Origin of the sequence: Terrisporobacter mayombei, from assembly GCF_020748465.1 — a bacterium.
GTDB lineage: Bacteria > Bacillota > Clostridia > Peptostreptococcales > Peptostreptococcaceae > Terrisporobacter > Terrisporobacter mayombei.
Genome location: NZ_JAHZMP010000004.1, coordinates 232,233 through 247,941, shown reverse-complemented (window position 1 = coordinate 247,941; position 15,709 = coordinate 232,233). Strand labels below are relative to the sequence as shown.

14 protein-coding genes are annotated in these 15,709 nt (G+C 28.2%); 12 read left to right on the top strand and 2 right to left on the bottom strand.

Translation table 11 applies throughout. From position 1 onward, the window contains the following. The first annotated feature begins 145 nt into the window (after positions 1 to 145). Together K0039_RS14785 and K0039_RS14780 are read left to right on the top strand one after the other, a co-directional pair. Positions 146 to 703: an ArsR/SmtB family transcription factor gene (locus K0039_RS14785; RefSeq protein ID WP_228105842.1), complete on the top strand. Its 558-nt coding sequence runs from the start codon at positions 146 to 148 to the stop codon at positions 701 to 703. A gap of 139 nt (positions 704 to 842) precedes the next feature. Beyond that, positions 843 to 1,847: an aldo/keto reductase gene (locus K0039_RS14780; RefSeq protein WP_228105841.1), complete on the top strand. Its 1,005-nt coding sequence runs from the start codon at positions 843 to 845 to the stop codon at positions 1,845 to 1,847. Between the two features lie 45 nt (positions 1,848 to 1,892). Here K0039_RS14780 and glsA read toward each other — a convergent pair whose 3' ends face one another. Together glsA and K0039_RS14770 are read right to left on the bottom strand one after the other, a co-directional pair. Further along, entirely contained in the window at positions 1,893 to 2,810 is a 918-nt protein-coding gene (gene glsA / locus K0039_RS14775; protein ID WP_228105840.1) for a glutaminase A, read from the bottom strand. A gap of 95 nt (positions 2,811 to 2,905) precedes the next feature. After that, positions 2,906 to 3,310, bottom strand: a complete 405-nt coding sequence (locus tag K0039_RS14770; protein ID WP_228105839.1) for a RusA family crossover junction endodeoxyribonuclease — start codon at positions 3,308 to 3,310, stop codon at positions 2,906 to 2,908. Positions 3,311 to 3,373: 63 nt separating this feature from the next. Between K0039_RS14770 and queG the strand changes: the two genes are divergently transcribed. The 10 genes from queG to K0039_RS14720 all read left to right on the top strand — a co-directional run bounded on the left by queG (position 3,374) and on the right by K0039_RS14720 (position 15,512). Then, on the top strand, positions 3,374 to 4,279 hold the full coding sequence (gene queG / locus K0039_RS14765) for a tRNA epoxyqueuosine(34) reductase QueG (protein WP_228105838.1): 906 nt from the start codon (positions 3,374 to 3,376) through the stop codon (positions 4,277 to 4,279). A gap of 130 nt (positions 4,280 to 4,409) precedes the next feature. Beyond that, positions 4,410 to 6,641: an ATP-binding protein gene (locus tag K0039_RS14760; RefSeq protein WP_228105837.1), complete on the top strand. Its 2,232-nt coding sequence runs from the start codon at positions 4,410 to 4,412 to the stop codon at positions 6,639 to 6,641. A gap of 146 nt (positions 6,642 to 6,787) precedes the next feature. Continuing rightward, positions 6,788 to 7,414, top strand: coding sequence for an endonuclease III (gene nth / locus K0039_RS14755; protein ID WP_228105836.1), 627 nt, complete (start codon positions 6,788 to 6,790; stop codon positions 7,412 to 7,414). Positions 7,415 to 7,419: 5 nt separating this feature from the next. After that, positions 7,420 to 8,748 carry a VanW family protein gene (locus K0039_RS14750; protein WP_228105835.1) on the top strand — a complete coding sequence of 443 codons (1,329 nt, stop codon included), beginning with the start codon at positions 7,420 to 7,422 and terminating at the stop codon, positions 8,746 to 8,748. A 119-nt stretch (positions 8,749 to 8,867) separates the two neighbouring features. Continuing rightward, positions 8,868 to 9,338, top strand: a complete 471-nt coding sequence (gene trmL / locus K0039_RS14745; protein WP_228105834.1) for a tRNA (uridine(34)/cytosine(34)/5-carboxymethylaminomethyluridine(34)-2'-O)-methyltransferase TrmL — start codon at positions 8,868 to 8,870, stop codon at positions 9,336 to 9,338. 42 nt (positions 9,339 to 9,380) lie between these two features. Further along, positions 9,381 to 10,226 (top strand): DegV family protein, encoded by an 846-nt coding sequence (locus tag K0039_RS14740; protein WP_228105833.1) that lies wholly within the window; start codon positions 9,381 to 9,383, stop codon positions 10,224 to 10,226. Between the two features lie 266 nt (positions 10,227 to 10,492). After that, entirely contained in the window at positions 10,493 to 11,527 is a 1,035-nt protein-coding gene (locus K0039_RS14735) for a BMP family lipoprotein (protein ID WP_228105832.1), read from the top strand. A 397-nt stretch (positions 11,528 to 11,924) separates the two neighbouring features. Next, on the top strand, positions 11,925 to 13,496 hold the full coding sequence (locus K0039_RS14730) for an ABC transporter ATP-binding protein (protein ID WP_228105831.1): 1,572 nt from the start codon (positions 11,925 to 11,927) through the stop codon (positions 13,494 to 13,496). Beyond that, positions 13,486 to 14,577, top strand: coding sequence for an ABC transporter permease (locus tag K0039_RS14725; RefSeq protein ID WP_228105830.1), 1,092 nt, complete (start codon positions 13,486 to 13,488; stop codon positions 14,575 to 14,577). The genes K0039_RS14730 and K0039_RS14725 overlap by 11 nt, the downstream gene beginning before the upstream one ends. Next, positions 14,577 to 15,512 carry an ABC transporter permease gene (locus K0039_RS14720; RefSeq protein ID WP_228105829.1) on the top strand — a complete coding sequence of 312 codons (936 nt, stop codon included), beginning with the start codon at positions 14,577 to 14,579 and terminating at the stop codon, positions 15,510 to 15,512. Before K0039_RS14725 ends, K0039_RS14720 begins: the two co-directional genes overlap by 1 nt. The last annotated feature ends 197 nt before the right edge of the window (positions 15,513 to 15,709 follow it).

Sequence of the window (15,709 nt, the reverse complement as noted above, 5' to 3'; positions counted from 1 at the left end):
CATTTTATATATAAATAAAAAATAGGATAAAAAAATATAAAAAAAATAAAAAAATAAGTTTAAATATGTATAAGCTTTTGACAATTATATACACTTAATATATAATGGGATTATATTAAATAAAAATGTTTTAGGGGTGGAATATATGAAAGATGTATTAGTATTGAGAGATTTAGATTGTATAAAAGCAATTGCTCATCCTCGTAGAGTAGATATTTTGAAAACGTTTGATAAGGAACCCTTATCAGCAAAACAGTTATCAGAAATATTAGATGAGCCACATGCAAAAATTAACTATCATATCAAAACACTTTATAATGTGGGGATTTTAGAATTAGTTGAAGAGAAGATTAAGTCAGGTATTGTAGAAAAATATTACTATCCAACTGCAAATAATATAGTTATTAGTAGAAAAATAATAGATTATACTTTAGAGCAAGAAATAGATACAGACTTTGTATCTATATCAGATTTTGAAGATACTATAGAATCTTTCTATGATGCAGCTGAAGCGGGAGCTTTAAATGGGGACAGCATTTTAGAATATGACAATGTATTATTAACAGAAGAAGAAATATCTGAACTAAGAAGTGCATTCAAAGTTAAAGTTAATGAAATAATTGCAAAAAGAGATAATAGTGATAGAGAAAATGAAAAGAAACATGATGTAGTAATGTTCGCAATTCCTTCACAAATAAAATAAGTAGATTATAAAAGTATCAATTCTATGTTGATACTTTTTTTTGTTAAAAAAATGACACTTGTAAATTCATACATAATAGTGACAGGTTATATGAAGATAATATAGTATATATAATATATAGAATAAGGAGGCTGGAGAGTTGAGGAGTCTTGGAAATACAAATATAATGATCAAAGAAGTTGGATTTGGGGGAATACCTATACAGAGAATTACTCAAGGGGAAACAAATAAAGTTATTGAAGAATTAATAAATCAAGGTGTTAATTTTATAGATACAGCAAGGGGATATACCGTAAGTGAAGAATATATTGGAAATGCCATTGAAGGTAGAAGAGAAAAATTTTATATTGCAACTAAAAGTATGTCTAGAAATTATGATGATATGAAAAGAGATATAGATACAAGTTTAAAGAATCTAAAAACTGATTATATTGATTTGTATCAAATACATAACCTTAAAGTAGAAGAATACAATACTATATTTAATGAAGATAAAGCATATAGAGCTTTATTAGAAGCAAAAGAAGAAGGAAAAATAAAACATATAGGAATAACTAGTCATAGTTTGGAAACGATATCAAAAGCTGTGGAAGATGGTAAATTTGCTACTATACAATTTCCATACAATATTGTTGAAGATCAAGCAGATGAAGTTTTTAGAAAAGCTTATGAAAAAGGAATAGGAACAATTACTATGAAGCCTTTAGCTGGAGGAGCTATTGATGACGGACCTTTAGCTATAAAATATATATTATCAAAAGAATATATTGATGTAGCTATTCCAGGGATGAATACAATTGAACAAGTTAAGGAAAATGTCTCAGTTATAAATGATAAGGAGCTTACTCATGAAGATGAGTTAAAGATTGAAAAAATTAGAAAAGATTTAAATGGAAATTTCTGTAGAAGGTGTGAATACTGTCTTCCATGTCCTAAAAACATAAATATACCGCAAAACTTTTTATTGGAAGGATACTATACAAGATATAATTTGAAAGAATGGGCATTAGAAAGATATGAATCACTAGGTGATGCTAAGGCTAGTAAATGTATAGAATGTGGTATTTGTGAAGAAAAATGTCCTTATAATTTACCAATTAGAAGTATGCTAAAGAATGTATGTGATAAATTGGAAAATAAATAAACTAAAAAGCAGCAATTACATCTTAGATGTTTTAGCTGCTTTTTTTTAGAAAATATTTAATTCTAATTTATTTGATAAATCTTCAAGTATGTTTAATCCTCCAATACTATTTCCTTTTTCGTCTAATGCAGGTCCAAATACACCTATACCCATTTTCCTTGGAACAGATGCCATTATTCCTCCGCCTACACCAGATTTAGCAGGGATTCCGACTCTAAGAGCAAATTCTCCAGAAGCATCGTACATTCCACAAGTAACCATAAATGTTTTTACCATTCTAGATATATTTTCGCTTATTACACGTTCACCAGTTTCTATATCAATACCATAGTTTGAGAATAGCAAACCAATTCTAGCTAAATCAACTACATCAACTTCAATGGAACATTGCTTAAAGTATAAATCAAGTGTTTCTTCCACATCTCCTTCTATAAATCCATCATTTTTTAATAAATAGCCCATAGCTCTATTTCTATCACCAGTTAATTTTTCAGATTCATAAATAGATTTATTTATTTCAAGAGAATTGTTTTTAGCAAGTTTTCTGAAGAAAGATAACATACGTTCTTCCTTTTCTTGTAGATTTTTCCCTTTAATTAGAGCTGTAGTTACTATAGCTCCAGCATTTATCATTGGATTGCAAGGTTTTTTAGTATCGTTAGTTTCTAATTTCATTATAGAGTTAAAAGGATCTCCACTTGGTTCCATACCTACCTTAGAAAAAACGTGATGCCATTCATTATCCATTAAAGCCATAGCTAAGATTATAGGCTTTGATATACTTTGGATAGTAAATTTTTTCTTATAATCACCAGCGCAGTAAATGTTATTATCTTTATCTATTACACATATACCCAAATCATCAATATTTGCATTTTTTAATTCAGGAATATAACTAGCAACTTTTCCGTTAGCTGTACACTTTTTATTTGATAGAATTATATCATTCAATATATTTTGCATATTAAGAGTCCTCCATATATTCATATTTTAATAAAAAATTATCTTTAAAAAATATAAAATAATATTAAATTTTAATCATTTTGTTATAAAACAAATTACTTTGAAATAATGTCGTATGTAACATTATACTTTGAAACTGGATAAAGTTCAATTTCAACCCTTGGATTTTCTTTATCAATATAATCAAATAATAAAACAGGTTTTAATTGTTTGTCATTTTTTATAATACCGCTTTTTTCTATTCCGTCACAAATACTTTTTGGGTAGTTATGTAAATCTCCCATTCTTTTATTAGGGAAATATAACTTCATAACAGTTATTAGGTCTTCTTCTATAACTTCACCATCATACTGTGTGTTTATGTATCCAGCAATCATGTTTTCATAAGCTACGTATTTAGAATATTTTCCTTTTGATGGCATCCAAGCTTGACCATGAACGTTATGCAGTTTAAAATTAGATTTACTAATAGGTCTTCCTGGGATTGTTAGTTTAATCAAATTATCACTTCCTTATCATTAGTTTATTATAAAACTAAAGAGGATTTAAAGAAAGGACATTTTATGAATAAAGATGAAATTAAAAAACTTTTTTATAGTAAAGGACTAGATGTTGTGGGAGTCGCCCCTGTAGGTCCATATGATGAATTAAGAAAAACCTTAGAAGAAAAAATTAATGCAAATCTTGTAACAGGTATGGAAGAACCTGATATAGAAAAAAGAATAAATCCTAAATTAATTATGGAGGATGCATCATCAATTATAGTATGTGCATTTCCTTATTATATAGAACAAAGTCAGGAATCAAATATATCAAAATATTGCTATGGACTAGATTATCATTTAGTAATAGAAGAGAGACTTAATAATATATGTCAGGAAATAAAAAAAATAGATGAAAGTTTTAATTATAAAATTTTTGCTGATAACGGACCTTTAGTAGATAGGTATTTAGCTTATTTAGCAGGTATTGGATATTATGGAATTAACAATAATATTATTACAGATAAATATGGTTCTTACGTGTTTATTGGATATATAGTAAATAATTATGACCTTGAACCTGATAAACCTACAAATAAAACATGTATAAAGTGCAATAAATGTGTAAAATATTGTCCGGGAAATGCTTTAGAGGGAAATTATAAAATGGATCCTAAAAAATGTGTTTCATTTATAACTCAAAAGAAAGAAGAACTTACTTTAGAAGAAATAGCAAAAATAAAAAAGAATAAATCAATATTTGGATGTGATATATGTCAACAAGTTTGTCCTCACAATAAGGATATATGTGAAAGCAATATTGAAGAATTTACCATTAATTTAATAACTAATTTAAATGAAGAAGAAATTAAAAATATATCAAATAAAGAATTTAAGAGAAGATACAAGGATAGAGCCTTTAGTTGGAGAGGAAGAAATATTATAAAAAGAAATATGGATATATTAAAAGAAAAGCCTATGAAGTGATAAATCATAGGCTTTTTATTTTTTGAAAATTATTAAGTCAAATAAAAGAATGCTAATACATATAATTAATTAAGTTTATAAGAGAGTATAATCTTAGTTCATATAAATAGGGGATGGAAAGGGGAATAATATGCAAAAATTTAACAATACGTCAGAAATAGAACCTTTAAAAGATTTTTTAGGTCAAGATAGAGCAGTAACAGCTATGGAACTGGGTTTAAAAATAAATAATCCTGCTTATAACATATATATAGCAGGTGACCCTGGAACAGGAAAAAGCACTTATACCATGAAAATATTAGATGAATGTTCTAAAGATAAAAATAGCCATAAAGATTGGTGTTATGTATATAATTTCGATAATCCAAGAGAGCCTATTGTAATAAGTTTAGAAAGAGGCATGGGAAAAATATTTAAAGATGATATAGAAGAAATGATAGATAAATTGTTTGAAGAAATAAAAGAAGCATTTGATAGTGAAGAATATGAGGTAAATAAAAATACATTATTGGAAGAATATGAAATGCAAAAGGAAGATTTAATTAAAAAGATAAAAACTTATGGTGAAGAAAAAGGATTTAAGCTTAAAAGTAGTAAAGTGGGGATGGTTTTTGTTCCTTTAAATGAGAATTTTGAAGATGAAGTATCTTCTGAAGAATTTTTTAAAATAAAAAAAGAACTAGAAAATATGGCAATAAAGGTAGTTTATCAGATAAGAGAAATTGAGGAAAATATAAAAACTATAATGATTGAAATAGAAGATGAAGTTGGGAAATTAGTTGTGGATCCGCATATTCAAGAGCTAAAAGCAAAATATGAAAACTATGATAAAATTGTAAATTATATTAATAAAGTTAGAGAAGATATATTAAAAAATTTAGAACTATTTTACTTAGATGATGAGGAACTTAGGGAATATTATAATAAGGATTCTTTCTTAAAATATGCAGTAAATTTATTTGTAGATAATGAAAATAATGAAACAGCACCTATTATTGTTGAATCAAATCCAAGTCCATCAAATTTATTTGGTAAGGTTGAGTATGATTATAATAGTGGTAATATAAAAACTGATTTTACGAAAGTCTTTTCTGGATCTTTGCAAAAATCTAACGGAGGATATTTAGTTCTGTACGCTCAACAACTTTTATCTTATCCTCTATCATGGGAACTTTTAAAAAAAGCTATACAGTCGCAAAAAATTCCTATGGAGACAAAAGTATCAATAGAACCTGAAGAAATACCATTAAATTTGAAAATTATATTAATTGGAAGTAACTATATTTATGATGTACTTTATAGATATGATAGTGAATTTAGTAAATGTTTTAAAATGTTTGTAGATTTTGATAATGAAATGGATAGAAGTGAAGTTACAGAATATGGAATGGCAAAATTCATAGCATTTCAATGTGAAAAAAACAAATTGAAGCATTTTACTTATGAAGCTGTGGAGGATGTTATAAAACATAGTACTAGATTAGTAGGAAGTAAGAAAAAGCTATCAACAGATTTTAATAAATTACTTGAGATAATAACAGAAGCAGATATTTTTGCGAAACTAGAAAATAAAGACTTTGTGGAAAAGAAACATGTGGAAATAGCTATCTTAGAAAAGCGTAAGCGTTTAAATAAAATAGAAAACAAGATTGATGAATTTATTGAAGATAATACAATAATGATTGATACTGAAGGTAGTAGAGTTGGAGTGATAAATGGATTATCAGTTCTTGGTATGGGAGAATATTCATTTGGAAGACCGTCAAGAATTAGTGTAACTACTAGTATGGGAAATAAAGGTATAGTAAATATAGAAAGAGAAGTAAAAATGAGTGGAGCAATACACAATAAAGGAGTACTTATTTTGCAAGGTTATTTAGCAGAACAATTTGCACAGGAATACCCTTTATCAGTAAATGCATACATTTGTTTTGAACAAAATTATGGGGGAATAGATGGTGATAGTGCTACCTTAGCAGAACTATGTGCATTACTATCTTCTTTAAGTGAAATACCAATAAAACAAAATATAGCAATTACAGGATCTTTAAACCAAAAGGGAGAAATACAAGTTGTTGGTGGAATAACAGAAAAAATTGAGGGATTTTATAATGTATGTAAAAAAAGGGGATTTAAAGATAAAGTGTATGGTGTGATTTTGCCAAAAGATAATATGGATAATCTAATTCTTTCGGATGAAATGGAAAAAACAATAAAAGATGGATGTTTTAAAATTTATCCTGTGAGCAAAATAGAAGAAAGTGTAGAAATTTTAACGAATAAAATGTTTGAGGACATCAAAAATTTGGTAAAAGAAAAACTAGATAGTTATAATAAGTTAAGAGAACCAAAAAAGGAATAAATAAATTGATATAATAAAAAGCAAGAACTTAATAAGTTTTTGCTTTTTTAATACAAAAAATCAAAAAATTGAGAGTTATTACTTTGTTATAGATTGACTAATTTGATAGATAATAAAAGTAAAAGATAAAATAAGGGGGAAAATAAATGAAAGATGTAAATAAAATATTAGATAAGTTAGAGGAAATTTATCCAGATGCTCATTGTGAATTAGAGCATACTACAGCTTTTGAATTATTAATAGCTACTATATTATCTGCGCAGTGTACTGATGTTAGAGTTAATATGGTAACAAGGGAACTTTTTAAGAAGTACAATAAGCCAGAGGATTTTGTAAATTTATCTGAAGAGGAAATAATGGAAGAAATAAAAACTTGTGGTCTCTACAAAAGTAAAGGCAAAAAAATTAAGGCTACATCAGAAATGATATGTAGAGATTATAGTGGTGAAGTTCCAGATACTTTAGAGGAATTAACAAAACTTCCTGGTGTGGGAAGGAAAACAGCGGATGTAGTGCTAAGCAATGCATTTAATAAAGATGCTATAGCAGTAGATACGCATGTTTTTAGAGTTTCAAATAGGATAGGTATTGTTCATACAAAAACTCCGGAAAAAACTGAGTTTGCACTCATGGATGTTATACCAAAACACAGGTGGTCTCATTCTCATCATGTATTAATATTTCATGGTAGAAGAATGTGCAAAGCAAGAAAACCAGAATGCGAGTTATGCCCAATAAAAGATGATTGTAATTTTTATCAAGGAAAGGAATGATACTCTTGAAAAAACTTAAGATTGCAATATTTTTATCATTATTAATTGTATCCTTAAGCAATGTAGTCTTAAGTAATGCAATTGAACTGGAAGGAAAAATACACAAAAATATTTATGTTAGAGATATTGATTTATCTAATTTAACAAAAGAAGAAGCTGAGGAAAAAATCAATAAAATACTTAATGATAATAATTCTTTTTCGTTAAATTTTAATGGGGAAAAATATGTTTTTTCTAAAAATGATATAGGAACAGATTATAATGTAAAAGAAGTAGTTGAGAAAGCATATAGTATTGGCAGAGATAAAGGCATTATAGCTAATATAAAGACTAAAAGTAGTTTGACTATGGGGAAAAAGGTAATACTAGATTATAGTATTGCTTATGATGAAAAAAAATTAGATAAATATTTAAAAGAGTTGAATAAAAAAATATATATAAAACCCAAAAATGCAACTATAAGAATAGCAAATGGTAAAATCATTGTAACTAAAGAAAAATATGGATATGAATTAAATAAAGGCGAATTAAAAAATACAATAATTAAAAAAATAAAAGACTTAGATAATGAAGATGAAATTATACCCACTTTATCAGTTAAGCCATTTTATTCTTATAGTGATTTAAGTAAAATTAATACGTCTTTAGGAAGTTTTGAAACTTATTTTAATGCCAACAATTATAATAGATCAAATAATATTAAATTAGCAGCAAACGCAACTAGCAATATATTATTAGACAAGGGAGAAATATTTTCTTTTAATTCATATATACAAAAATCTCATATTAATAAGTATTTAAAGGAAGCTCCTGTAATAATAAATGGAAAACAAGAAAAAGGAATAGGAGGAGGTATGTGTCAAGTATCGAGTACCATTTATAATGCAGCTTTATATTCTGGCATGAAAATCATTAATGTGAGAAATCATTCTATACCAAGTCCTTATATTGAAAAGGGAAGAGATGCTACTGTATCAGGTGGAACTATAGACTTAAAATTTTCAAATAAATTTGATAGTCCTATTTTAATACACAATCAGATTATAGGTAATAAGATTGTTTGTACTATTTATGGAAATAAAAAAGATGATAAAGATATTGAAGTTACAACAGAAACTACTGATATACTTCATAATAGGATAATTAGAAAAAATAGTGAAAAATATGAATTAGGCATAAAAACTATTGAACAAGAAGGTAGAAAAGGATATAAAGTTCAAACTTACAGGGTGTACAAAAGTACATTGGGAAACAAAACAGAATATATAGGTGAAAGCTATTATCCACCTCAGGATAGAATTATTGTATATGGAACAAGAGAGCTAAGAAAGTAAAGAGCAAAAAAGCAACTTTAATTAGGGGGATTTTCTGTTATAATGTATTTAGGAAAATATTGAAGTTGCTTAAAATTAAGCAAAATTGATAGATTAGTTAATTTAAACGGAGGAGCGTTATGTCAATAAACGTAGTATTAGTAGAACCTGAAATACCTCAAAATACAGGCAATATAATAAGAACTTGCGCTAATACAGGTGCAACTTTACACTTAATAAAACCTCTAGGTTTTTCATTGGAAGATAAATATTTAAAAAGAAGTGGATTAGATTATTGGGATATATCTGACATAAGATACTATGACAGCTTAGAGGAACTATTTGAAAAATACCCTGAAGGAAAGTATTTCTATTCTACGACGAAAACGAATCAATCTCATTCAGACATGAAATTTGAGGATGGTTGCTTTTTAGTTTTTGGAAAAGAAACAAAGGGATTACCAGAAACTTTATTAGCAGAAAATAAAGAAACATGTATGAGAATACCTATGGTAAAATTAGAAAAGGCAAGATCTTTAAATTTATCAAATTCAGTTGCGATAGTTGTTTATGAAGCTTTAAGACAAATTGGTTATCCGAATATGAGATAATTATAAATATAATTATAATGACAAAGAAAGGAGATTAACGGGATGAATGATATTAAAATAATATGTGATAGTTTATCTGATGTTAACAAAGAGTACTTAGAAAAGTACGATATAGATGTGGTACCACTAACACTTATACTTAATGGAAAAGAATATAGAGATAGTATAGATATGCAACCAGAGGAATTTTATAAGGTTTTAAGGGAGGAAAATGTATATCCAAAAACTTCTCAAGCTACTTATGCTCAGTTTAAAGAAACTTTTGATAAATATACAAAAGATGGGAAGAAAATATTATATATATCGGGATCAGCAGCCGCTACAGGTACATATCAAAGCGCTATAATGGCTAAAAATGATACTGAAGGAGAAATATATATATATGATAGTAATAATTTAACTTTTGGAGCAGGTTTCTTTGTCGTTAAAGCAGCTGAAATGATAAATGAAGGTAAAACAATAGAAGAAGTGTTTAAAGTTTTAGATGAAATTAAAGAAAAATATATTCTTATGTTTTCAGTAGATACTTTAGAATATCTAAAAAAAGGTGGAAGAATATCTTCTACTAAAGCAACTGTAGGTAGTTTATTAAATATAAAACCTATATTAGAGGTTAAGGACGGGCTAGTTTCTCAAGTAGGTCAAGTTAGAGGAAAGAAAAATGTATTAAGTAAAATGATTGAATGTATTAAAGAGAGATTAGGAGACGATTTAGAGCAAGAAGAAGTTTACATAGGATATAGTGACGATTTAAAAGAAAGAGAAAAACTTACTGAAATAGCTAAGGAATTATTTAAACCTAAGAAAATAGGATATTTTATAATAGGAACTTGTGTCGGAGCACATTCGGGTCCTGGTGTAGGTGGAATATTGGTATTTAAAAAGTAGATAAATTAAGGAGGTATTAATACCTCTTTTTTTATGTAAAAATATTCAGTTAAATATGTATAAATATGTAATAAAATGTAAAAATATTCTGGAAACAAAATATTAATATGTAAATAAATTATAATATAGTATAGCATATTTAGAAAAATAACCAATAATTTGATGAAAAATGTAAAAAAACTTTAAAATAGTATAGATAAAATATCAAAAATAGTATAAAATAAAAAACATAAGAGACGAAATACTTATATTTTCAGGAGGGACTTATGAAATTAAAAAAATTAGTAGCTTTATCACTAACAATGGTAATGTCTGTAGGATTATTAGTTGGATGTGGATCTAATAAAGACGAAGCATCAAAGAAGGTAGTAAAAATAGGTATGATAACTGATGTTGGTGGGGTGCATGATGAATCATTCAACCAATCTTCATGGGAAGGTTTGCAAGCAGTTGAAAAAGAGTTAGGAAAAGATAAAATTGAAGTTAAAGTTTTAGAATCAAAACAAGACTCAGATTACGACTCAAATATAGATCAATTTATAGATCAAGAAATGGACTTAATAATAGGTGTTGGATATAAATTAGATAAAGCTATAGAAAAGGCATCTAAAGCTTATCCAGATCAACAATTTGCAATAATAGATTACGCTTACGAAAAACAACCAGAAAATGTAACTTCTTTATTATTTGAAGATAACGCTTCTTCTTACTTAACAGGATTAATAGCTGGTAAAATGACAAAGACTAACAAAGTTGGTTTTATAGGTGGTATGAAAGGAGTAGTTATATCTAAATTCGAAAATGGATTTAAAGCTGGTGTTAAAGATGCTAACCCAAAAGCAAAAATATCAGTACAATATGCAAATAGCTTCTCTGATCAAGCTTTAGGAAAATCTATAGCGAATTCAATGATTAAAAATGGTGTAGACGTAGTATTCCCAGCTGCAGGTGCTGTTGGAACTGGTGCTATAGAATCAGTTAAAGAAAATGGAAAAATGGCTATAGGTGTTGATAGAGACCAAAATGGATTAGCTCCAGATAACGTAATAACTTCAGCTATGAAAAATATAGATGTTGCTGTTGGTAACTTAGCAAAATCATTTGTTGATGGATCTTATAAATCAGGTGAAGTTATAATAGGTTCATTAGCAACAGGAGGAGTTGGTATAGCTCCAACTTCAGACAAAAATGTTCCAGCTGACGTATTAGAATATGTTGATGCTAAAACTAAAGAAATAGTTGACGGAAAAATAAAAGTTCCAGCAACTGATAAAGAATACAAAGAATTATACGAAAAATAAAAATCCTAGGGTATAAATTCTTAAAATACATATTCCACCAAAGAATATATATTCTCTGGTGGAATATTTTTTTTATATAATATTCAACTACAATAAATAATGTAATACATATAATGAAAATATATTAAATTCTTATAATTGTTGGCATAAAGTATATAAAATGATATAATTGTTTAGTTAAATATTATACACTAATTACAATATAATGTTTAAGTGATACACTAATTAACAATAGAAATGGTTAAAAATCATATAATATTTTATCTGATAAATATGAAATCTATAAAAATTAATTTGGCTTAACAAATAGATTATATGATTTATGGATAATATATAGATATATTATCCGTTTTTTTATTATGAAAAATATGGTCAGACAAGGAGGGCAAAAAAAGCTATGAATAACAATAGCATCGACTACAGTCAAAAAGTTGTTGAAATGAAAAATATAACTAAAAAATTCGGCGACTTCATAGCAAATGACAACATTAATTTGACTGTGCATAAAGGAGAAGTACATGCGCTTTTAGGAGAAAATGGAGCAGGTAAGTCTACTCTTATGAATATATTATATGGACTTTATAATCCTACATCAGGAGAGATTTATATTAATGGTGAATTAGTAGATATAAGCAACCCAAATGTAGCAATATCAAAAGGTATAGGTATGGTTCATCAACATTTTATGCTTGTTCAACCATTTACAGTAGCTGAAAATATAGTACTAGGAACAGAACCAACAAAAAATGTAGGTGCTCTAGATATAAAAAAAGCCATAGATGATGTTAAAGAAATATCGGCAAAGTATGGATTATTCGTTGATCCTATGGCTAGAATTGAAGATATAACAGTAGGTATGCAACAAAGAGTTGAAATATTAAAGGCATTATATAGAGGTGCAGAAACTTTAATTCTTGATGAGCCCACAGCAGTTTTAACTCCACAAGAAATAATAGAGCTTATTAATATTATTAGAAATCTAACAAAAGAAGGTAAGTCAGTAATAATAATCACTCATAAACTTAAAGAAATAAAATCTATAGCTGATCACTGTACTGTAATTAGAAGAGGTAGATACATAGACACTGTAAAAGTATCAGATGTAACTGAAAATGACTTAGCAGAAAAAATGGTAGGTAGAGAAGTTAATTTCAAGGTTGACAAAAAAGAAGCAAATCCAACTAAAACAGTTTTATCGATTAGAGACTTAGTAGTAAAAGACAATAGAAGAATAAGAGTTGTTGATGGGTTATCTTTAGAAGTAAAAGCTGGAGAAATACTTGGAATAGCTGGTATAGACGGAAATGGTCAATCGGAATTAGTTGAAGCACTTACTGGTCTTAGAAACGTTGAGTCTGGTCTTATAGAAATAAATGGACAGGCAGTAGTAAATAACAAACCAAAGCAAATCTTCAAAAAGGGAATAAAGAACATCCCTGAGGATAGACAAAAGAGAGGTCTTGTTTTAGATTATACAGTTGCGGAAAATGTTGTTTTACAAAATTACAAGGAAAATAAATACTCTAAAAATGGAATATTAAATACAGAAGCAATTAATAAAAAAGCTGAAGAAATAATTAAAAGGTTTGATGTTAGACCAAATGATCTTAATGCTAAAGCAAGAGGATTATCAGGTGGTAACCAACAAAAGGTAATTATAGGTAGAGAAGTAACAAATATAGAAGCTTCTAGAGAAAACAGTCATGAACCACAATTATTAATAGCTACTCAACCAACAAGAGGATTAGATGTAGGTGCTATAGAGTTCGTTCATAAATCATTAGTTGACCAAAGAGATGCTGGAAATGGAGTTCTTTTAGTATCTTTAGAACTTGATGAAGTTATGAATGTTTCTGATAGAATAGCAGTTATTTACGAAGGACAAATAGTGGGTATATTAGATGCAAAAAATGCAGATGAAAATACACTTGGAATGATGATGGCAGGAGGTGACTGTAATGGAAAATAGCTTAAAAACTAAGAAAAAATCTTTTATAGATGATGCTGTTAAGTTTTCATTCTTATCAATCCTTCTAGGTTTGCTTGTTGGAGCAATAGTTCTTATTATTTCAGGAAACAACCCTATAGAAGCTTATGGAGCTATGATAGAAGGTATAATTGGAAAGCCAAAATATATAGCATGGACTATAATAAAGGCGACACCATATATTCTTACAGGTCTTTCTATAGCGTTTGCTTTTAAAACAGGATTATTTAACATAGGTGCAGAAGGTCAGTTTATAATAGGCGCATTAGTTGCAACAGTGGTAGGATATAGCATTAATTTACCAGCTGTAATTCATATTCCATTAACAATAATTTTAGCAGGTCTTGCAGGAGGGCTTTGGGGTTCAATAGCAGGTTTCCTAAAATCTAAGTTTGGAATAAACGAGGTTATAGCAACAATAATGTTAAACTGGATTGCTTTTTATTTAAGTAACTTCATGGTATCAAATTCGTTTATATCAGTGCCAAACAGTGAAGCTTCAGTAAATATACAAGATAGTGCAAGCATAGGTATAGATTGGTTAAAAGGTATAGTTGGACCAGCTACTAGTGTTAACTGGGGTATAATTATATCAATAGTATTAGTATTTGTAATATGGTTTATATTAACAAAAACTACTTTAGGTTTTGAGCTTAGAGCAGTTGGTCACAATAAAGATGCAGCAGAATATGCTGGGATAGATGTTGGTAAATCAATATTAAAGTCAATGGCTATAGCAGGTTTATTAGCTGGAGTTGCAGGTGCAATACAAGTTATGGGTGTAACTCATAATATAACAGTTCTTGCAGCACAAGAAGGATATGGATTTGATGGTATAGCTGTTGCCTTAATAGCAAACAGTAATCCAATAGGAGTAATATTCTCAGGACTATTATTTGGTGCATTCAAATACGGTGGAATAAAAATGCAATCTGTTGGAGCACCATCAGAAGTAATAAATATAGTTATAGGATCCATAGTGTTCTTTATCGCATTAAGTAATGGATTAAGAATGTTATATATAAAAATGAAACAAAAGAAAGCAAAAGGGGGTAACGCATAATGCAAGATTTAGCGATTATAATTAGTACAACGTTAATGTATTCAACTCCCCTTATATATACAGCACTAGGCGGAGTATTCTCTGAAAACTCAGGTATAGTTAATATAGGTTTAGAAGGTATGATGACAATAGGAGCATTTGCAGGGGCAGCAGCTGGCTTTCTAACAGGTAATCCTTGGTTAGCTTTCTTAGTAGGAGGATTAGCCGGAGCATTATTTGCTTTAATACATGCTTTTGCAACTATTAACTTTAATGCAGACCATACAATATCAGGTGTTGCAATAAACTTATTAGCTCCAGGTTTTGCTTTATTTATATCTAAAATAATGTTTGATGGAGCAACTACAACTCCAACAATACCAATGGAAAATAAAATACCAAGAATATTTAATGGTACATTTCCAGCAGGTAGTGTATTAGATACAATATTTAATAACTACGCAACTGTATACCTTGCATTTATATTAGTAATAGTAGCATACTATGTTTTATATAAAACTAAATTTGGTCTTAGGATAAGATCAGTTGGTGAGCATCCAGGTGCTGCAGATACATTAGGAATAAATGTTTCTAGAGTAAGATATAGTGGAGTTTTAATATCTGGATTTTTAGCAGGGCTTGGTGGAGCTTCAATGTCACTTGCATTAGTTTCTTCATTTAGACCTACATTAGTATCTGGACAAGGGTATATAGCTATGGCGGCTGTTATATTCGGAAAATGGAGACCTCAATGGGCAGCACTTGCTTGCTTATTATTTGGTTTCTCAACAGCGTTATCTGTATACTTCGGAAGTCCAACATTACCGTTTACAATAAATGAAAACTTATTATCTATGATACCTTATGTTGTAACATTAATAATATTAGTATTGTTTGTTAAGAGTTCTAAGGCTCCTTCAGCTTTAGGTAATCCTTACAAAAAAGGTGAAAGATAATTAATTTAAAGCTATGAAAATTAAATTTTCATAGCTTTTTTATGTATAGAAAAATATATTTAATTTCAACTTATAAAATTTTAAAAAATGTTTAATAATATAACTATCGGTAAAATTATAAATAATTTATCGGGGTAAAGTGTATTAAAACCATGACAATACAATAAAAAAACAATGTATTAAACTAGAATAAGTTT

Bases quoted from the DNA above. Each gene is read 5' to 3' on its own strand.
- K0039_RS14785 (WP_228105842.1), top strand. From the start codon at position 146: ATGAAAGATGTATTAGTATTGAGAGATTTAGATTGTATAAAAGCAATT.
- glsA (WP_228105840.1), bottom strand. From the start codon at position 2,810: ATGCAAAATATATTGAATGATATAATTCTATCAAATAAAAAGTGTACA.
- queG (WP_228105838.1), top strand. From the start codon at position 3,374: ATGAATAAAGATGAAATTAAAAAACTTTTTTATAGTAAAGGACTAGAT.
- K0039_RS14760 (WP_228105837.1), top strand. From the start codon at position 4,410: ATGCAAAAATTTAACAATACGTCAGAAATAGAACCTTTAAAAGATTTT.
- nth (WP_228105836.1), top strand. From the start codon at position 6,788: ATGAAAGATGTAAATAAAATATTAGATAAGTTAGAGGAAATTTATCCA.
- trmL (WP_228105834.1), top strand. From the start codon at position 8,868: ATGTCAATAAACGTAGTATTAGTAGAACCTGAAATACCTCAAAATACA.
- K0039_RS14740 (WP_228105833.1), top strand. From the start codon at position 9,381: ATGAATGATATTAAAATAATATGTGATAGTTTATCTGATGTTAACAAA.
- K0039_RS14735 (WP_228105832.1), top strand. From the start codon at position 10,493: ATGAAATTAAAAAAATTAGTAGCTTTATCACTAACAATGGTAATGTCT.
- K0039_RS14730 (WP_228105831.1), top strand. From the start codon at position 11,925: ATGAATAACAATAGCATCGACTACAGTCAAAAAGTTGTTGAAATGAAA.
- K0039_RS14725 (WP_228105830.1), top strand. From the start codon at position 13,486: ATGGAAAATAGCTTAAAAACTAAGAAAAAATCTTTTATAGATGATGCT.
- K0039_RS14720 (WP_228105829.1), top strand. From the start codon at position 14,577: ATGCAAGATTTAGCGATTATAATTAGTACAACGTTAATGTATTCAACT.